21 protein-coding genes and 1 pseudogene are annotated in these 19,252 nt (G+C 31.8%); 14 read left to right on the top strand and 8 right to left on the bottom strand.

The window, feature by feature from the left end; all coding sequences use genetic code 11:
- Positions 1–159 precede the first annotated feature (159 nt).
- The 3 genes from LN736_RS17600 to LN736_RS17590 all read right to left on the bottom strand — a co-directional run bounded on the left by LN736_RS17600 (position 160) and on the right by LN736_RS17590 (position 2,029).
- The gene (locus tag LN736_RS17600; protein ID WP_229982101.1) at positions 160–972 is read right to left on the bottom strand and encodes a lecithin retinol acyltransferase family protein; all 813 of its coding nucleotides are present in this window, start codon (positions 970–972) and stop codon (positions 160–162) included.
- A gap of 22 nt (positions 973–994) precedes the next feature.
- Complete coding sequence (locus LN736_RS17595; RefSeq protein WP_150358189.1) at positions 995–1,276, bottom strand: DUF4491 family protein; 282 nt, start codon at positions 1,274–1,276, stop codon at positions 995–997.
- 171 nt (positions 1,277–1,447) lie between these two features.
- Positions 1,448–2,029 carry a hypothetical protein gene (locus LN736_RS17590; protein ID WP_150358190.1) on the bottom strand — a complete coding sequence of 194 codons (582 nt, stop codon included), beginning with the start codon at positions 2,027–2,029 and terminating at the stop codon, positions 1,448–1,450.
- A gap of 163 nt (positions 2,030–2,192) precedes the next feature.
- Here LN736_RS17590 and LN736_RS17585 point away from each other — a divergent pair, with 163 nt between their 5' ends.
- Positions 2,193–2,852 carry a DUF2953 domain-containing protein gene (locus tag LN736_RS17585; protein WP_229982100.1) on the top strand — a complete coding sequence of 220 codons (660 nt, stop codon included), beginning with the start codon at positions 2,193–2,195 and terminating at the stop codon, positions 2,850–2,852.
- Positions 2,853–2,870: 18 nt separating this feature from the next.
- Positions 2,871–3,242: a GerW family sporulation protein gene (locus LN736_RS17580; RefSeq protein WP_150359009.1), complete on the top strand. Its 372-nt coding sequence runs from the start codon at positions 2,871–2,873 to the stop codon at positions 3,240–3,242.
- A 24-nt stretch (positions 3,243–3,266) separates the two neighbouring features.
- On the opposite strand, the gene LN736_RS17575 is transcribed toward LN736_RS17580, so the two are convergent.
- A complete protein-coding gene (locus tag LN736_RS17575; RefSeq protein ID WP_229982099.1) occupies positions 3,267–4,172 on the bottom strand; it encodes a DMT family transporter in 906 nt (301 codons plus the stop codon).
- Positions 4,173–4,343: 171 nt separating this feature from the next.
- Between LN736_RS17575 and LN736_RS17570 the strand changes: the two genes are divergently transcribed.
- Both LN736_RS17570 and LN736_RS17565 read left to right on the top strand, forming a co-directional pair.
- A complete protein-coding gene (locus tag LN736_RS17570) occupies positions 4,344–5,135 on the top strand; it encodes a Cof-type HAD-IIB family hydrolase (protein WP_150359007.1) in 792 nt (263 codons plus the stop codon).
- Positions 5,136–5,183: 48 nt separating this feature from the next.
- Positions 5,184–5,612: a hypothetical protein gene (locus LN736_RS17565; RefSeq protein ID WP_229982098.1), complete on the top strand. Its 429-nt coding sequence runs from the start codon at positions 5,184–5,186 to the stop codon at positions 5,610–5,612.
- A gap of 182 nt (positions 5,613–5,794) precedes the next feature.
- Here LN736_RS17565 and LN736_RS17560 read toward each other — a convergent pair whose 3' ends face one another.
- On the bottom strand, positions 5,795–7,099 hold the full coding sequence (locus LN736_RS17560) for an aminotransferase class V-fold PLP-dependent enzyme (protein ID WP_229982097.1): 1,305 nt from the start codon (positions 7,097–7,099) through the stop codon (positions 5,795–5,797).
- A 167-nt stretch (positions 7,100–7,266) separates the two neighbouring features.
- On the opposite strand from LN736_RS17560, the gene LN736_RS19265 reads away from it, so the two are divergent.
- The 6 genes from LN736_RS19265 (at position 7,267) to sdaAA (ending at position 12,072) form a co-directional block, all read left to right on the top strand.
- A complete protein-coding gene (locus LN736_RS19265; RefSeq protein WP_207708009.1) occupies positions 7,267–7,371 on the top strand; it encodes a dihydroxyacetone kinase subunit DhaK in 105 nt (34 codons plus the stop codon).
- Between the two features lie 33 nt (positions 7,372–7,404).
- The gene (gene dhaL / locus LN736_RS17555) at positions 7,405–8,055 is read left to right on the top strand and encodes a dihydroxyacetone kinase subunit DhaL (protein WP_150357916.1); all 651 of its coding nucleotides are present in this window, start codon (positions 7,405–7,407) and stop codon (positions 8,053–8,055) included.
- A 16-nt stretch (positions 8,056–8,071) separates the two neighbouring features.
- Entirely contained in the window at positions 8,072–8,467 is a 396-nt protein-coding gene (gene dhaM, locus LN736_RS17550) for a dihydroxyacetone kinase phosphoryl donor subunit DhaM (RefSeq protein ID WP_150357917.1), read from the top strand.
- Between the two features lie 623 nt (positions 8,468–9,090).
- Entirely contained in the window at positions 9,091–10,422 is a 1,332-nt protein-coding gene (locus LN736_RS17545; RefSeq protein ID WP_150357918.1) for an APC family permease, read from the top strand.
- A gap of 90 nt (positions 10,423–10,512) precedes the next feature.
- Positions 10,513–11,196, top strand: coding sequence for an L-serine ammonia-lyase, iron-sulfur-dependent subunit beta (gene sdaAB / locus LN736_RS17540; protein WP_150357919.1), 684 nt, complete (start codon positions 10,513–10,515; stop codon positions 11,194–11,196).
- 3 nt (positions 11,197–11,199) lie between these two features.
- Positions 11,200–12,072 (top strand): L-serine ammonia-lyase, iron-sulfur-dependent, subunit alpha, encoded by an 873-nt coding sequence (sdaAA, locus tag LN736_RS17535; protein WP_229982096.1) that lies wholly within the window; start codon positions 11,200–11,202, stop codon positions 12,070–12,072.
- Positions 12,073–12,217: 145 nt separating this feature from the next.
- Here the strand turns inward: sdaAA and LN736_RS17530 are convergent, their stop codons facing one another.
- A complete protein-coding gene (locus tag LN736_RS17530; RefSeq protein ID WP_106011167.1) occupies positions 12,218–12,421 on the bottom strand; it encodes a cold-shock protein in 204 nt (67 codons plus the stop codon).
- 283 nt (positions 12,422–12,704) lie between these two features.
- Between LN736_RS17530 and LN736_RS17525 the strand changes: the two genes are divergently transcribed.
- The 4 genes from LN736_RS17525 (at position 12,705) to cbiM (ending at position 17,476) form a co-directional block, all read left to right on the top strand.
- Entirely contained in the window at positions 12,705–13,892 is a 1,188-nt protein-coding gene (locus tag LN736_RS17525; RefSeq protein ID WP_179977859.1) for an MFS transporter, read from the top strand.
- Positions 13,893–14,263: 371 nt separating this feature from the next.
- A complete protein-coding gene (locus tag LN736_RS17520; protein WP_150357922.1) occupies positions 14,264–15,244 on the top strand; it encodes a lipoate--protein ligase in 981 nt (326 codons plus the stop codon).
- A gap of 60 nt (positions 15,245–15,304) precedes the next feature.
- Positions 15,305–16,156: a lipoyl synthase gene (gene lipA, locus LN736_RS17515; RefSeq protein WP_150357923.1), complete on the top strand. Its 852-nt coding sequence runs from the start codon at positions 15,305–15,307 to the stop codon at positions 16,154–16,156.
- 333 nt (positions 16,157–16,489) lie between these two features.
- Positions 16,490–17,476, top strand: coding sequence for a cobalt transporter CbiM (gene cbiM / locus LN736_RS17510; protein WP_150357924.1), 987 nt, complete (start codon positions 16,490–16,492; stop codon positions 17,474–17,476).
- An 81-nt stretch (positions 17,477–17,557) separates the two neighbouring features.
- On the opposite strand, the gene LN736_RS17505 is transcribed toward cbiM, so the two are convergent.
- Both LN736_RS17505 and LN736_RS17500 read right to left on the bottom strand, forming a co-directional pair.
- Positions 17,558–18,712 carry an aminotransferase class V-fold PLP-dependent enzyme gene (locus LN736_RS17505; RefSeq protein ID WP_150357925.1) on the bottom strand — a complete coding sequence of 385 codons (1,155 nt, stop codon included), beginning with the start codon at positions 18,710–18,712 and terminating at the stop codon, positions 17,558–17,560.
- A 331-nt stretch (positions 18,713–19,043) separates the two neighbouring features.
- A pseudogene (locus tag LN736_RS17500) lies at positions 19,044–19,252 on the bottom strand (ISNCY family transposase); the annotation flags it as partial.

The following is a 19,252-nucleotide window of genomic DNA, read 5'->3' as shown; positions in this document are numbered from 1 at the left end:
AGTAAAAATCTGCTGAAATTAGCCATATAATTTTGGTAATACACTGAGGTTGGTTCGACCTTTAGAGCTTAGGTAAACTTGTTCCGTTAGGAATATTGACTAAGAAGCCATCCACTTCTATAAGTGGTGGTAGTTCACTTAATTTCTAAATCAAGATGGCTACTGTAAATTTATACCCATTGCTGTGAACATTTTTATCTGAGCTAATTCTTTCTGTGACAAGTTAATTAGTTGATAGGATTTTGAATTTCCGGTTTTAGCCCAGAGGGCAAAATGCTCACAATTATTTTGCAAAAGACTATAGCTCTTTTCTCCAAGTCTTGTCCTTGCTCTTCTTACAGTTTCCTCAGAGCTGAATTCAACATTGCTCTTTACATTTAAGATAAAATAGTTTCCAGGCTTAAAATAAGGAGCCATATTTGTTTCCTGTATTTTTGCATCTTTTGCATTACCTGTACTGCTGCAGTAGTGAATAACTTTATTGTTGCCAATATATATCCCATAATGATTATATCTGTATCCCATGAAATTATCGGTGGTTCCTATTATATCTCCATATTTGGGTATTCTTGAAACTTTTGACAGTGCAGATAAATTGTCTGATTTTACATTAAAGCGCAATCTTTTTTTGCTTTTTAACTCATAATTTTTGAAATGTAAGTTCGGAGATAAAGTAACATAAATTTTACTGCCTTCTGTAAATCCGTCTATAGGTGGATTTATAAGTAAAGTTCTGCCGTCAGCACTGGGAAAGATATATGCATCTATGGTATCGTTGCCCTTATATTTTACGGATATGTTTTTTAAAGTGGAATTATCCCACAGGATTTTAGCTTCCAGTGGTATCTGGATTTCACTGTATTTGTAAATGTCCTTTGACTTGTTTTGAGATATATAAATACAGCAGAAAAAAAGTGCAAATGCAATTATTATAAATATTGATATTGATTTTATAAAAAAGTATTTTTTCATTTAAAACACCCTGCTTTGTATCTTAATTATCTTTTTTAGGGAACCAGCCTTTAGATACTCTCTTCTTCTGTTTAAACAACTCCAATATACTCCAAAAAGAAGTAACCCCTAAAATGCCTAAAAGGCCGGATATCAGGGCATTTTCATTCAATAGAGAAAAGATTATGCTTATACATCCCAGCAATAAAAATAAAGGCCATATTTTTATTCCAAAATAATATTCGCCCTTTATTACGATTACGTGGCCGATGCCTGTTAAAACCAATACAAAAATGCCGGTAATAAGTCCATAGTAATTAAGCATGTAATCACCCCCTGTAGAAATTTAGAGTCTTAATTCTATTTTAATATAATATCATTATATCTTTTTTATGTGTATTTTACTATTTTGAAACCAAATAGATGTCATAGATTTTATATGATATAATAATCGTGGCACCTTTAATTCGAAATAATGGGATCATATGGTCGATGATTATTTTGAATTAGCCGGTACTATTAATTTTACTTTATTTCTTATAAAATTTTTTTGACTGTAATCTATATAGACATTAGCATAGATGTCATTTACAGAGTTTGGTATTATCCAGTTACCCTTTAATTTTTTTATTTTATATTCTGCTATTCTTTCATATTTAGGTTTTTCTTTGTCAGTAGATACAATTTCTACAGATTTACTATTAAAATTTTGTAAACTTTGATTTCCATTGTCATCTATGTTCACTAAACAGCTTTTAGCATTTCCGTTTAATACTTCCTTTATGTAGCTATTTTTATTTGAGGATGAAATCGGAGTTAAATTTTTACTTTCGAGAATTTTATCTACAGTACCTGTTTCTTTGGGCGCAAATATCCATATCAAAAGTGGAACGATGAATAGTACAAATATAGCTGTTAAACACATAGTCGTTATATTTACAATCATCCTCTTTATCCAATACTGTAATATTTTTTTTTCACTGTAATTTTTATTTGCTATTTTTTTATTCTGTTTATAGAATAATTTTATTCCAACCAGTACAGCTAAAAATCCTGATATGTATAAGAAAAAAAGCATAGTTAATCTCTCCTAATTATAAACTTCATATAGATTTTATCAAAAAAAATCAAAAAAATATATATTTAAATTCATAAAATTTTTAGATATTATAAATTTATAGCAGATAGTAAAGTGCTTGTAAAAAATTAAATTCTATAGAGGGAGGTATTATAAATTTGAGATGTTAAAAATAACAGGGATTGTAATTTTAACAATTTTAGCCCTTTTAACTTTAACTATAGTATGTAATACAAAATACAAAATAGAAGTTATACTCGAAAAAAGTAAATTTAAATATAGTTTTAAAATTGATTTGCTTTTAGGTGTAATTTCTATAATAGGGATGGGAAAGGGAAAGAATATGGAATTGTTTATAAAGATATTGTTTGCAAAAAAAAGAATATCTAATAACTTTAAGAAATATAAGCCTCATAAGACCGATAATACTGAGTTTCTGCACAATGTTTTGAATAAAATTAGAAGAAATTACTCATATAAAAAATTTATAAAAAAAATTATACTTATAATTAAGTCTAAATATGTTAAAATAGAGGGGAACTATGGTTTAGAGGATCCTTATATCACTGGAATATTAGGAGGGATTTTTGCTATAATTAAAAATATAATGCCAAAAAAATCTATAAATATGAAACCGGATTTTTTTGACGATGTTTTTAACGTAAATGTAGAAATTAAAGGAAGCTTAAAAGTTATATCTTTTATTTTTATAATGTTTAGAGTTCTTATGGCTGATTTTATGAAAAAAAGGTTTCATAGGAGATATAGAGCAGAGAGAGTCGGATATGAAAAAACCAGTGAAGTGAAGTCAGCTGATATTTGATATTAAGGAGGTATTAACATGGATATTAAGGAAAATACGGAGATGCTATTTTCAAAATTGGAAAATTTTTTAAAGACAGAAACAGTTGTTGGTAAACCCATAAATGTAGGAGATATAACTTTGGTGCCATTTATAACTGTTAATTTTGGATGTGCTGCTGGAGGAGGAGAGGATACAGCTGGAGATAAAGATAAAAAGGAAGGTTCTGGATCAGGTATGGGTGCGGGTGCAAAGATAACTGCAGATGCTGTGCTTGTTATAAAAGAGGATAATGTTAAATTAATTCCCATTAAAAATAAGGACAGTTTAGACAAGATAATAGAGTTGGTTCCTGATATAATTAAGAAAATGGGAATAAAGAAAAACAAAAATAAAGAGGAAGAACAGTGAGAATAAATAACTTATAGTATTGAATTAAGATATATTTCGAGAATTTCTTTTAAATGTAAATTTTAATTTTGTTTCTGAGATAAATACGGATAAAAATATGATGCTGCAACCTATTATCATATTCAATGTAAATACTTCATTCAAAAATATCATGGATATAATCGCGCCAAATACAGATTCTAGTGAAAGTAATATTCCCACATGATTGGGATTGGTATATTTTTGAGCTATGTTTTGAATTAAAAATCCTATCATGGTGCTAAAGACTACTAGGTAAAAAATAGGGAATAAAGCACTATCATGTATTCCTGAAAAACTTGGTTCAAAAATAATTGCAAATAGAAGAGAAAATATACCGGCAAACATCATCTGTACTACAGATAGTATTATCGGATTGGATTTTCTTGTAAAACAAGCTATGGAAATTATATGTGATGCAAATAAAACAGCTGATAAGAGTGTCAGCCAGTCTCCAATATTTATATTGAGCTGCATATTTGATTTAAAACTCAGTATTCCTATGCCAATAAGGGAAATTATGGCTGAAATTATAGCTCTATGAGTAGGTTTTGTCTTGAATACAGCCCAGTATAAAAAGGGAAGTATAATTACATAAACTGAAGTTAAAAAAGATTGCTTGCTGGCAGTTGTATAGTTAAGTCCTACTGTCTGGGCAGTGTAAGCCAAAAACAAGAATATGCCTATTATAAAACCCCGAGTTATATCTTCTAGAGTTATTTTCATCATTATTTTGAAAAAAATAACTGAAATTAAAATTCCAGCACATAAAAATCGTATGGCCATCATATATAATGGAGTTATGCTATTTAGAGCATCTTTTGTAGCAGCATAGCCTCCACCCCATAGCATAGCGGCCAGCAATAAAAATAAATCTGCTATAAATTTTTTTCTGCTTTTATGAGTTTCCATAATTTAATACCTCTATGTTTTGTATGATGTGTTTAATTCTGAGATCATCAAATATATTGTAGTGATATTTACGTTTATTGTCAAATAATTTCAATTTGGAAAGAACTCAACAAATTAATTAGTGTGGTTTATTAGTATTATGTAGTATTTAGCATACAGAGGAGGGCATTTATGTATAAACTAGTATCAATGGACATGGATGGGACTTTATTGAATGAAAATCATGTTTTGAGCAAGAGGACTATAGAAGTAGTAAAGAAAATACAAACATTGGGAATAAAAGTGATCTTAGTTTCAGGAAGGGAATTTAACGGGTTGAAAAATTTTTCAAATGAATTGGGACTGGAAGACTTTGTAATATGTTTAAATGGGGCAAATCTATATAGAAAAAGTAAATTGATTTTAGGAGAACCCATTGAAAATAAAATATGTAGTAGAATTATACATATGTCCGAAAAAAACAATATATATTGCATATTGTTTGATGAAGCAAAGGTCTATATAGAAAAAATAACTGATTATATGAACCTTAATGATTATATAGCTCATTGGAATGAAGTGGGAAAACTGTCTTCATTTTTTAGCAGTCAACCTATGTACAAAATAGTTCTTGTTGAGGATAGAGCAAAACTTTTGACAATAAGAGAGGAAATCTTAGATGAGTTTGGAAATAAGATAAATGCTAATTTTTCACTTCCAAATTATTTAGAAATATTCAACAAAAAGGTAGACAAGGGAAAAATGCTTAAGAGGGTTGCAGAGGATTATGGCATAAATCGAGAGGAGATATTATCCATAGGAGATTGGGATAATGATATCTCCATGATAAATTATGCGGGATTCGGAATAGCAATGGATAATGGTTCTGATGGATTGAAGGCAGCTGCAGATTATATAACTAAAAGCAACAGAGAAGATGGAGCAGCCTATGCTTTGGAAAAATTTATATTAAATAAAGTGTGAAAATAAATAAGAACACAGACATCCAGGCTTGGAAAGGAGATGCTATAGATGAACGATAAAAATCTAAATTTTAATATTAAAATACTGGCTTTCACGGCAATTTTAATTACAGCGTACTTTTTTATAGACAAGTTGGAGATACTTGTACTTATACCCTGCTTGTTGTGTATATATGATGGTATTTACATATTTCTCAAGGTTAAAAATAGAGATGGGCTTAAAGTGATATTCTTTCTGGGTACTGTTTTGGCATTGATTTTTATGGTTCATATCATAGTAGTCTATAGCATGTCTGATCCAGTTCCTATAATCCTCATATTTATTATGACCAATTTATTTTTCTTTTATAATTTAATACTGTATTTTTTTAATAAATATGGTAAGTTAAGTATTGTACTTATACTTTTAGGATGGATTATATGTGATAGTATTCCGATACTCATGGTATTGGTTTTATCTGCAGGACTTTCCAGTTGATAATATGATTCTATGTTTAGAGATTATAGTGAAGAGTTAATAGTAGATGAAGATTTTCGATGATGACTAAAATCTACTAATCTACCATTAACTCTTAATTTTAAACTTTTAACTTGGGAAAGCTTGTAATTACTAGAGTTTTTGGCCTAAAAATTGATTGTTAAGCTAAAAATAAATAAAAGTTATTTTTTATTTTTAATTATTTTTTTTAAAGTATCTATTAATATATCAACTTCATTGTAGGTATTGTATAAGCCAAAACTTAATCTAACAATACCGGGACGAAAATTATTGAAGTGAGTTTTGAAATAGTTTATTTCCTCAGGGGAAAGTTCCAGTAGTCTTTGAACATAAGGATGAGCACAGAAGCAGCCGCTTCTTACAGAAATACCGGATAAATCTGACAATAGTTTTGCAGTGGTTTCATGATGCAGTCCCTTTATATTGAAGGGAAGAATAGCAACTTTATCACAGCCAGGATTTGTATCACCGTATATGGTGATATCCGGCAGCTGCAGCATTTTATTTAAAGTATAGTTGTATATGTCACTTTCTCTTTTATCTATAGAATTTAACGATAATTTATTCAATACTTTGATTGAAGAGACAAGGGCTGTAACTCCAAGCACATTGGGAGTTCCTGCCTCATTTTTTCCTGGAGGATCATCCCAAAGTACGGAATTGTCTGTTACTACCTTTATTGTGCCACCTCCGCTGTATTCTGGTGGTGCGTTGCTGAAAGTATTTTTTGGACCTATGAGTACGCCTATTCCAAAAGGAGCGTACATTTTATGAGCGGAAAAAGCTAAGTAGTCAATAGATTCTTCCTTTGACTTTTGCTGCATATATATGGGATAATGAGGTACAAGCTGCGCTCCATCGACTAAGATTTCAGCTCCATAGTGGTGAGCAATTTTGGCTATCGTATATATTGGGTTCTTGTATCCGGTAACATTAGATGCACCAGTTACACATACGAGTTTTACTTTACCGTGGTGTTTTTTTAGTTTATATTTAAGATCTGACAGCTTTAATTTGCCAAGCTCGTCCACTTCAACATAATCCATTTTAAATTTGCTTCTCCAGGGTAGATCATTGGAATGATGTTCCATTCTGGTAGATAGTATAATTGAATTTTTGTATAAATTATTGAATATATAGGATAGTTTATTGATAGCTCCTGTGGTGTTATTTACATAAATTACTGTATTTTTTTGAGGATCGCAGTGCACAAAGTTACAGACGATATCTCTTGACATTTCGTAGGCATCAGAAGATAATTTAGATTTAAAACCATTTCCTCTATGGATAGAGGAATAATAGGGTAAGAAACTATTTATTTTTTCTATAACATAATTAAATGGTGGAGTAGTGGCGGCATTATCAAAATTTATAGCAGGTACGAGTTTCCCGTTCTTTAAGGGGATTTTTGTATCTACACCGGTTATTAGGTCTCTATAATCAAAAAATGTTTCTGAATGAGACATATTAAAATCACTTCCTGTTAATCTTAATGTAGTTTGAGTTTAATTGTATAAATATAAAAAATATACTTTTGTATTTATTTATATTATGTATTTGTAATTGTAAATGTACCAAAATAGTCATGCTTTTATAATAGAATATTCACACCTATATTATATTTTGATAAGATATAGGTGTAATATATAAGTGCATAGAAAAGAGTAAAGTTGTATTTGTAAGTGGGGGAGAAAGTGGGCATGAACCGGCTCATGCAGGATATGTTGGAAAGGTTTAAAGTAATGTAAATATGTAGGGAGATAGACGTATTATGAGTGTAAATGGAAAGCAGGTAAAAGAAATAATAAATTCTATAGCAGCAGTTATAAGCGAGAATAAAGACTATCTGACTAAATTAGATGCAGATATAGGAGACGGAGATCATGGTTTAAATTTAGATAGGGGGTTTACAGCTGTAAGAGAAAAGTTAAAGGAAGAGGATGAAAGCGATATAGGCAATATTTTAAGAGTTGTTGGTGTGACATTGCTTTCGAAGGTTGGAGGAGCTTCGGGTTCACTTTATGGTACGGCCTTTATGAAAGCGGCAGTATCAGTAAAGGGAAAAAATGCTGTTGATGTGAATGATTTTCTTATTATGCTTAAAGATGCATTGAGTGAGATTAAAGTGAGGGGAAAGGCAAATATGGGAGATAAAACTATGGTAGATTCCATGGAATTAGCAGTAAATTCCCTTGAGAATTCATTAAATCAAAAATTAAATACTGTAGAGGCACTTAAAAATGCAAAAGATGAAGCCTTTAAAGGAGTGAATAGTACTAAGAGTATAAGAGCAAGAAAGGGAAGGGCAAGTTATTTAGGGGAAAAAAGTATAGGACATCAAGATCCTGGTGCCGTTTCTAGTTATCTTATGCTTAATGTTATTTATGAAGAAGTGAGAAAATTAGCAGCTAATTGCTATTGATAAAGAGGTGACTTTTATGGTTGGTATTGTAATTGTATCTCACAGCAGCAAAATTGCTGAAGGAATAAAAAGCTTAGTTGAGCAGATGTCTCCTGGAGGCAGAGTTGTATCTGCAGGTGGAACATCAGATGGAAGGCTCGGTACAGATGTGGAAAAAATAAAAAATGCTATATTGGAGGTATACTCAGAAGATGGAGTAATAATATTATTTGATTTAGGCAGCGCTTACATGAATACTCAAATGGCCATTGAATTTCTAAATGAAGATATTCAATCTAAAGTAGAAATAATAGATGCGGCATTGGTGGAGGGTGCATTAGTAGCTGTAGTGGATTCCAGTATAGGTAAGACAAGAGAAGAAATAAAGGAAGATTTAAAGCTGCTGTGTATCAATAAGATACCAGGTAAGTGAACTTAAAATAAATTAGAATAATGAATATTCTAATTTATTTTTTTGAATAGTTAAATTTAACAGTTAATTAAATAATATACGTCGTTAAATTGTTTCGGTAACTGTATAGTACGAGAAGATTATTTTTTCAAGAATTTTGTTGTATAAATTAAATTAATGTGATATGATGAAAATGAAAAATGAAAAACAATATATCAAATATGTATTTTATACGCGAACGAAACTTAAAGTAAAACGTTTAAATAATAACTTTGTATAAAAACTTGTTAACATAGCTAAACTTTACGTTTTTATATATTAAACAGCTATACTGAATTTTATAAGACATATATAGATAAATTTGATACTAAATCTGTCATTAATTTCATTATAGCATTTTGTTTTGTAATTTATTATGCTTTTTAAAATAAATAATAAATTTAAAATTTTAGAAAATACAGGTTGATTATTGAAAAGGTATTGTAAAACATTAATATATTATTTATTATATTCATTGTAGATAAGGTTTGAATATCCGCTGTTTTGTGGATATAGGGATTCATAGTTATAAAATGAATTGATGTTTTTAAAATAACTGAATCAGTAATTGTACTTGTATAAAAGACAGGGAGGAAATCAAAAAAATGGGCAAAGATGAATTAAAGAAGAATCTGGGTTTAGTACCTGCTCTTGCTTTGGTTATTGGTATAGTTATAGGAGCTGGAGTATTTTTCAAGCCTACAGCTGTATTTACTGCCACCGGAGCACCAGGACTTGGATTAATAGCCTGGATACTTGGAGGTGTAATAACTATAGCAGGTGGTCTTACTGCAGCTGAAGTTTCTGCAGCAATACCGAAAACGGGAGGAATGATAGCTTATTTGGAGGAGACATATGGTGATATGTGGTCATTTTTGCTGGGATGGGCACAGACCATAATATATTTTCCAGCTAATGTTGCTGCCCTTGCCATAATATTTGGAACCCAGGCAGCTTCACTATTAGGCATGTCTGATTCAGCCATAGTTCCAATAGCTATTATAGTTAGTGTATTTTTAATAATCATGAATTTATTTGGATCTAAAACTGGCGGAGTCATACAGACAGTTTCAACTATCTGTAAGTTAATACCTTTAATTGCAATTATAATAATAGGACTTATAAACGGTAATGGAGGAACAGTGAGATTGCTGCCAATGGTGGCTCAGAATCATCCTATAGCTACAAGTTTGGGATCTGCCCTTGTAGCCACGATGTTTGCTTATGATGGATGGATAAATGTAGGAGCTATAGCTGGAGAAATGAAAAATCCAAAAAGGGATTTGCCAATAGCTATTGTAGGCGGATTGTCATTGGTAATGGCTGTTTATTTACTTATTAATGTGGCTTATTTGTTTGTACTGCCGGCAAGTGCCCTAGCAGCAACAAAGACGCCGGCAGCAGCTGTAGCAAATGTAATATTTGGACAAGCAGGTGGGAAGATAATAACTATAGGAATATTGATATCGGTATTTGGCACTATAAATGGATATGTACTTACAGGTATGAGAGTACCTTATGCCATGGCTGTGGAAAACAAGTTACCGGGAAGCAAATGGCTGGCAAAATTGACTCCGAATTCCAAAGTACCTGTAAACAGCGGCATATTGTTAGGAATCATATCCATAATACTTATATTTTCAGGTAAATTCGATCAGTTGACAGACTTGCTCATATTTGTAATTTGGATATTCTATGTAATGACTTTCTTTGCCGTATTTGTTCTCAGAAAAAAGAGACCGGATATGGAAAGACCTTATAAGGTTCCTGGATACCCCATAGTTCCTATTATAGCAATACTTGGAGGACTCTATATAATATTTAATACGCTTTTTACCCAGCCTCTAAATGCAGGTTTGGGCTTGGGTGTGACGCTTATAGGGCTGCCTGTTTATATGGCTAGAAAGAATAAATTCACAAGAAATAACGAAGATTAATAAATAGGATTGACAAATATAAAAACACTATTAATAGTGTTTTTATATTTGGACTATTTTCATGTGAAAATTGGAGGGACGATGTAAAAAATGAGAGAATATAGTGTTTTTGATATATTGGGACCTATAATGATAGGACCATCGAGTTCACATACCGCAGGGGCAGCAAGATTAGGGAAAATTGCAAGTACTATAGCAGGTGGGAAAATTCGAAAAGTACAGTTTTTTCTTCATGGTTCCTTTGCAAAAACTTATAAGGGACATGGTACCGATAAAGCATTGGTTGCTGGAATATTGGGCATGAATCCATGGGATCAAAATTTAAAAAATTCTATACAGCTGGCGAAAGAAAAAAATATAGAAATTGAATTCATCGAAACAGATTTAGGAGATGTACATCCCAATACGGTTAAATTTGTAATAACAAGAGAAGATGGCAAGGTTTCGGAAATAATGGGTTCGTCTATAGGTGGGGGCAATGTTGTTATAACTGAAGTTGATGGAGATAAAATAGAATTTACAGGAGTTTATCCTACTATATTGATAAATCATGTAGATGTGCCAGGCATGGTTGCCAAAGTATCATCAGTACTTTATAAATATAAGATAAATATAGCTTTTATGAGGGTATACAGAGAAAATATAAAGGGTGCTAAAGCAGCCATGGTATTTGAAGTAGATGATTTTGTCTCAGATGATGTAGTTGATGAAATAAGCAAAATACCTAATGTACACAGGGTTAGAGCTATAAATCCTATAAGTGAGGAGGAATAATCCATGGTTAACACGGGAAAAGAACTGATAGATATATGTCAGAAGAAAAACATGAAGATTTGGGAATATACAATTGAACAAGAGGCGATATCTACTGAAAAAAGCAAAGAAGATATTTTTAAAAATATGAAGAAAAGTTTTCAGGTGATGAAAGATGCAGCAGAGTGCGGGGTGCGGCATAAGGTAAAATCGGTAAGTGGCCTTATAGGAGGAGATGCGTATAAATTAAATGAATACTGCAACCAGGGAAAAACATTAACTGGAACGTTTATGGTAAAAGCTATGGCAAGAGCTCTTTCCTGCTCGGAAATAAATGCTGCTATGGGGAAAATAGTAGCTGCACCTACAGCGGGATCCTGTGGAATAATACCGGCAACTATAATAACAGCGGGAGAAAAATTGAATAAAAGTGAAGATGAATTGATTCAAAGCCTTTTTACAGCGACTGGAATTGGAATAATAATAGCTAAAAATGCAACTATGGCAGGAGCAGAGGGCGGATGCCAGGCAGAATGTGGTTCAGCTTCGGCTATGGCATCGGCAGGTGTAGTTGAGATGATGGGAGGTACTCCACAGCAGGCATTAAATGCCAGTGCAATAGTTATAAAGAACATACTTGGATTGGTGTGTGATCCTGTAGCGGGTCTTGTGGAAATACCCTGTGCAATGAGAAACGCATCTGGAGCTGTCAATGCATTGACTACTGCTGATATGGTTATGGCAGGTGTAATCAGCAGGATTCCTTTTGATGATACTGTTTCGGCAATGTATAAGGTAGGTAAACAACTTCCCTGTGAACTCAGAGAGACAGCCCTTGGTGGGCTTGCAATTACGGAAACTGGACTTAAATTAAAAAGAAAAGTACTTGGCAAATGATTAGATCTCTAATTCTAGAGAAATTATAACTTGGAGTTTAACTCCAAGTTATAATTAAATATAAAAAACCACCCTCTATAGAAAGGTGGCAAAACATTACATTCATTTATGTTAAGATGTTTTTTGTTATATTGTAAAATTTATATTATAATTTTACAACATTGGCAGCTTGAAGACCCTTTGGTCCTTCTTCAACATCAAATTGAACTTTTTGACCTTCTTCAAGATTTTTTCTAGGTTCATCACTTTGAATTGCGGTAAAGTGTACAAAAACATCATTTTCGCCTGGCACTTCAATAAATCCGAATCCTTTTTCTGAATTAAACCATTTTACTGTTCCTGTTTTCATTTATTATCCTCCTAAAGATAAAACACTTATAATTGATATATCTGATTTTGTATATCGGTGTTTATTAATTCTATTAGTATAACACAAAAATATGATATTAACAAGAAGCTATATAGTATTAACTAACAACCTTATTATACATTAAATTTGTCATATGATCAAAGAAATTTTAAAATTTATGTTGTAAATTTATAATTTATTGACATGTAACTGAAAATAATATAAAATTATTAAATTGCTTAAAATCAAAAAGTATATTCTTTAGAAGAAAGAGGTAGTTCTTATGCAAGATCACAATGGAATTAGTAAAAGCATAGACCCCGATCTAGTGCGGATTATGGCTATAATTTGTGGAGCTACGGTAGCTAATCTATATTATAATCAGCCATTATTAGGTGAACTATCCAGAGAATTTAATGTATCTGTAAGAAATATAGGACTTGTATCTACTTTAACCCAAATAGGTTATGGAATGGGGATGTTCTTCATTATACCTTTAGGGGATATTTTAGAAAGAAAAAATATGATTTTAAAATTATTGTTGGCTTCAGTTATATCACTGATCTTATTTGCGTCTTCAAAGAATTTGAATTGGCTCATTGTATCTAGTTTTTTAGTTGGATTTACAACAGTAATTCCACAACTTGTTGTTCCTTTTGCTGCAGAACTTTCTGCTCCCAGAGAAAGAGGAAAAGTTTTAGGAACAGTTTTAAGCGGTCTTCTGGCAGGAATTTTATTGGCACGTACTATAAGCGGATTTCTAGGGGCGCTTTTAGGTTGGAGAAGTGTGTATTATATTGCTTCTATTCTTATGATAGTTTTATATGTAGTGGTGAGTAAATCTTTCCCAAAAAATGAGCCTAAATTAATAGAATCCTATAAAAATATAATGATTTCCCTAAAGGATTTAGTTAAAAATGAACCATTGCTTAGAGAGGCATCTTTAAGTGGCGCTATGATGTTTGGAGCTTTTAGTATATTTTGGACAACTCTTATATTTTTCCTAGAGTCCCCAATTTATAATATGGGAAGTGAAGCTGCTGGATTATTTGCCCTGTTGGGAATAAGTGGTGTTATTGCAGCACCTATAATAGGAAGACTTAGTGATAAAAAGAGTGCTAAGTTTGCTGTAGGGGTTTCTATTTTTTTTGCCGTAATGGGATTTATAGTGCTTTTTATATTTGGAAATAGAATAGCAGGATTGATTTTAGGACTAATATTATTGGATTTAGGTACCCAATCAGGACAAGTTTCTAATCAAACACTAGTACATAGTCTTTCTCCGGAGGCAAGAAATAGATTGAATACAGTTTTTATGGTAGCTTATTTTACGGGTGGTGCATTGGGATCTTTTGCGGGAACCTACAGCTGGAACTTATATGGCTGGAAAGGGGTCTGTACGGCAGGTTTGGCATTTTTAACTGTAGCTGTCATTAACCATGTGGTACATACTAAAAAAATTTTAAAATAAACTTGAAAAATAAAATAAAATATTATATAATAATAGGTATCAAAGGAAATCATTTATTGATTAGTAGGATATATTTTAATAAATTGAAGTTAAAGATGATGCAAATAAATGCTCTATACAATAATGATTAAAAAATTAGTCTTATTTTATATACTGAAAACATACTAGAATTGAATTTAAAATTTATTTAATGAAATTTTAAATGTTTTCCTTTGAGATATAGTATCAGAGTTCCTAACTATTATATATCCCCAAACTCCCTAAGAGAGGCCTCTTTGAAGGATAGTTACCCTTCAGAGGCCTTATTTTTATACAGTAATGTGGTATTTGATTTTATTTTGAATTATAATTATAAACAGGAGGAATTTTATATGATCTTTATTGAACATTATAATACCAACCCTTATATAAATCATGCCATTGAAGAATATATGATGGATAAATTCAATGAAGAATGTTTCATGTTGTGGAGAAATAGACCCTGTGTTTTAATTGGGAAGAATCAAAATACAATGTCAGAAATAAATGTGGATTATGTAAAAAAACATAATTTATCAGTTGTCAGAAGAATGTCGGGAGGGGGAGCTATATTTAACGATTTAGGAACACTGAATTTTACATTTATAGCTGTAGTTGATGATAGTACATTTGCGGATTTTGGAAGGTTTACTAAGCCAATAATAAAGGCGTTAAAGAAATTGCACTTAGATGTTAAACTTTCCGGTAGAAATGACCTGATCATAGATAATAAGAAGTTTTCTGGCAATTCTCAGTATAAACATGGGAATAGAATTTTGCACCATGGAAGTATTTTATTTTCGGTTGACATGAAAAATTTAAATGGAGCCCTGAATGTAAATAGGATAAAATTTTCGGATAAGTCTGTTAAGTCAGTGAAAAGCAGAGTTACAAATTTATGTGAATATATTAAGGAACCCATGACCACAATAGAATTTAAAAATTTCTTAATAAAATCAATAATGGAAGAATGTAAATTTGTGAAAACCTATAGATTTTCAAAAGAGGACTGGAAAAAAATAAAAAGAATATCAGATAATAAATATGCTCTGTGGCAGTGGAATTATGGTAACTTCAAGAAATTTACTTATTCTAACGAAAAAAAATTTAAGGGAGGAATTGTACAAGTCTATATAAACGTGTGTAGGGGAGCAATAGAACATATAAATTTTTTTGGAGACTTTTTTAGTAAAAGGGAAATTGGGGAATTTGAAAATAAATTTATGGGTGTCAGGTATGATGAAGACGAAGTTTTAAAAGTACTTAAAGATGTAAGCGTTGAAATGTATATGCATGGTATAAATGCTGAGAATATCATGGAGGTTATGTTTTAGAGGAACTTATCCAAGTAAATTGCAAGTTGAATAAAAGTCATAAAAGGAGAAGGGTGTTTTATGCAAGGTAGAAAGCCAGATTGGCTGAAAGTTAAAATAAGAGGTGGAGAATTTTCGGGAGAAGTTAAGGGTGTATTAAAGAAGTATTCTTTAAATACTGTATGCAGAGAAGCTAATTGTCCTAATAGGATGGAATGTTTTAATAAGAGAACGGCAACTTTTATGATATTGGGCAAAAATTGTACTAGAAATTGTACTTTTTGCAATGTTACCAAGGCTAAACCTGAAAATGTGGATGAAAAAGAACCTGCAAATGTTGCTCAAGCAGTGGATAAACTGGATCTAAGGCATGCAGTCATAACTTCTGTTACCAGAGATGATCTGGAAGATGGAGGAGCCTCCCATTTTGCTAGGGTGATAGAAGAAATAAAAAGATTAAAAAAAAGCATAACTATAGAAGTTTTAATACCGGATTTTAAGGGGGATAGAGCATCCTTAAAAAAAGTTGTAAATGCAAAGCCAGATGTTATAAATCACAACGTAGAAACTGCCCCTAGACTCTATAGTGAAGTAAGGCCTATGGCAGTATATGGACGTTCGTTAGAATTGTTAAATAGGGTTAAGATAATGGACAGTTCAATTTTAACCAAATCGGGATTTATGCTTGGACTCGGAGAAAGAAGGGAGGATATCATACAGGTATTAAAAGATTTAAGAGAAGTTAATTGTGATATTGTCACTATAGGTCAATATCTAGCTCCCTCTTTAAAACACCACCCTGTAGTTGAATATGTTCATCCGCGCGTGTTTGACGAGTATAAGAAAATAGGGTTAAAATTGGGATTTAAATATGTTGCTTCTTCTCCTTTAGTGAGAAGTTCCTATCATGCGGAAGAAGCCTTAAAAAGCTAAAGTGATATCAAAATGAAATAAAATGCAGGGACTTTCTCAAGATGATACAGAATTGGTATCGTTTTGAGAAAAACTTATTTTTAATTGAATCCAAAATGGACTATAATATTACAGATAAATTTTGAAGAAAATATGACAGTATAAGAGAATTGTTTTATTTAGGGTAATTGAAAATGTTTATCTGAAATATTTGAAGTTTTAAAGAGATAAATAGGTGTATATTTAAAATAATGGTATGAAAAATGCTCGTTAAGATATATGAATGGAATACGTTGAGTTTAAAATATTATAATTGGGTTTATATTAATTTTAGAATTAGAGGAGGTATTTATTATGCATATTCCAGATAATTATCTAAGCCCTTCCACTTGTGCAGTTATGGGTGTGATAATGCTGCCGATATGGGCAAGAGCTGTCAAGAGAGTTAAGACAGATGTTAGCAAAAAAAAGATACCATTATTAGGGGTATGTGGAGCATTTTCATTTTTGATTATGATGTTTAATGTCCCTATTCCCGGTGGAACAACAGCTCATGCTGTAGGAGGGACTTTAATTGCAATTTTATTGGGACCCTATGCAGCAACTATTTCAGTAAGTATAGCTTTGCTTATACAGGCACTTTTTTTTGGGGATGGAGGAATTCTTGCTTTCGGAGCAAACACTTTTAATATGGCATTTGTAATGCCCTTTGTAGGTTATACAGTGTTTAAATTTGTAAAAAACAGGTTAAAAGGAGACAGAGGAGAGTATATATCAGCTTTTATTGGAGGGTATGTGGGAATTGTGGCCGCAGCTTTTATAGCTTCTATTGAATTTGGAATACAACCTCTTCTCTTTAAAGATGCCTTTGGACATGCCATTTACTGTCCCTATGGATTAAATGTGTCCATTCCAGCTATGGTTTTAGTTCACCTTTTAATAGGTATATTGGAAGGAGCTATAACTGCAGCAGTATATGCCTATGTTAAAAAAATATCACCGTCTATGATATACAATAATGGCCAAAAAGTAAAGGAAAGTAATAGAAAACCGCTATATGGAATTTTGATAGCATTAGTAGTATTATGCCCTTTAGGCCTTTTAGCCAGTGGGGATGCATGGGGTGAATGGGATACGGAAGGAATAAAATCTCTAGTAGGATATATACCGCATGCTTTTCAGCATGGAATGGACTATCATGCTATTGCAGCAGATTATTCCCTATCGGGTACAAATGACATAGTGGGTTATATTATTTCAGCAATAGCAGGAACTGCAATCATTATAATCATATTTAAAATAATAGGATCCTTAAAAAAGGATAATACGAATAATACATGATAGATATGGTACTATGGCAGAAGGACTGCTGTACAAATTTAATTTTGTACAGCAGTCCTTTATTAGTTTTAATGTTTTAATTCATAATTTATAGCTCTTAACTATATTTTTTAATGCGTCTGTTAAAATATCTATATCCTTTTTTGTATTAAAATATCCTATACCTATTCTCATGGCTCCAATTTCGTAGGTACCCATGATTCTGTGGGCCGTTGGAGCGCAGTGAAATCCAACTCTTATCATTATGTCGTATTCCTGATCAAGTTTAAAAGCTATTTCTTCACCGGATATACCTTTTATATTGAAAGAAATGACACCAACTATTTTTTGGGGATCTTTAGGACCATATATACATATTTTGGGAATTTCTTCTAGCCTTTTAAGTGCATATTCAATTACTTCATCTTCTTTGGCTCTTATATTTTCAACTCCTAAATTGGATATGTATTTGATGCCTTCACCTAAACCCACTATTCCCGCCACATTTAAAGTCCCTGCTTCAAATTTGTTAGGGTAAAAATCAGGTTGATATGGATTTTTAGAATCTTCTCCAGTACCGCCTGATTTTAAAGGCCGTATGTTTGTGTCGCAGTTAAGTAAAAATCCACCGGTGCCAGTAGGACCGAAAAGACTTTTGTGCCCTGTAAAAGCAAGAATATCTATATTGTCTTTTTGAACATCTATGGGATAAGCGCCTGCTGTCTGAGCACTATCTACTAAAAAAATTATATTGTGTTTTTTTGCCAGCGCACCTATTTCTCTTATAGGTTGAATAGTTCCAAGTACATTGGAAGCATGGGTGAATACTATGAATTTTGTATTTTCCCTTATGAGTTTTTCCACGTCTTTTGGGTTAGTTATTCCCTTGGAGGTACAAGGTACCTGAGATATCTGTATATTTTTATCCCTTTGGAGAGTTTTTAATGGCCTCCATACGGAATTATGTTCTAGGCTGCTGGTTATAACGTGATCGCCTGGATTTAATATACCATTTATTAATATATTTAATGAATCAGTTATATTATAAGTAAAAATCACCTTAGAAGGATCCTTACCGTTAAATAATTTACATATATTATTTCTACAATCAAAGATAAGCCTATCAGCAGTAATAGCTGATTTATAAGCGCCTCTTCCTGCAGTAGCACCTATATTTTTCATAAAGTTTGAAATCGTATTTATTACTACATTGGGTTTTGGATAGGATGTAGCGGCATTATCTAAATAAGTTCCCAAAGATTTTACCTCCTTGTCTATAATTTTAGTTTATAATCATATTATATCTTTATTGTGTAAAAGTAAAAAGGGCTAATTGAAATATATTTTAATTTTAGATAAATAATAATTTTCAAGTTATATACCATATGGTATTATATAAATACAATTTAGATGATTGCAGAATTTAAATTTTAAAAGTGTGGATAACTTTTAAAAAATTCCCTAAATTTGAGCAAAAAAGAAAATGCTAAATAAGCCTTTTGAAAAGGGGTATGCGAAGCATGTAGGATGATACTTAACTGTGTATATGTGTATTAAGCAGCATATTTGATAAGCTTATTTAAATTTCTTACTTTAGTCTAAAGCTTCTATGTGCAAACTTCGGCATATTCTTATATGCGGCAGCATAGGGGTTAAAATCTTTATTATTAATAACTTTAGCGAAAGCTTTTTGCTTATTTATTTCTGAAACCAGTGTCTTAGGGTTATTCTCTTTAACTTTTGGCTTTAAGCCTGAAGTATCGTAGATAAGCATGGAATTGAGACCTTTATTGGGTG

Origin of the sequence: Clostridium aromativorans, from assembly GCF_020908015.1 — a bacterium.
Taxonomy (GTDB): domain Bacteria; phylum Bacillota; class Clostridia; order Clostridiales; family Clostridiaceae; genus Clostridium_B; species Clostridium_B aromativorans.
Note: the sequence above shows the minus strand (reverse complement) of the source record. Positions and strands in the feature narration are given on the sequence as shown.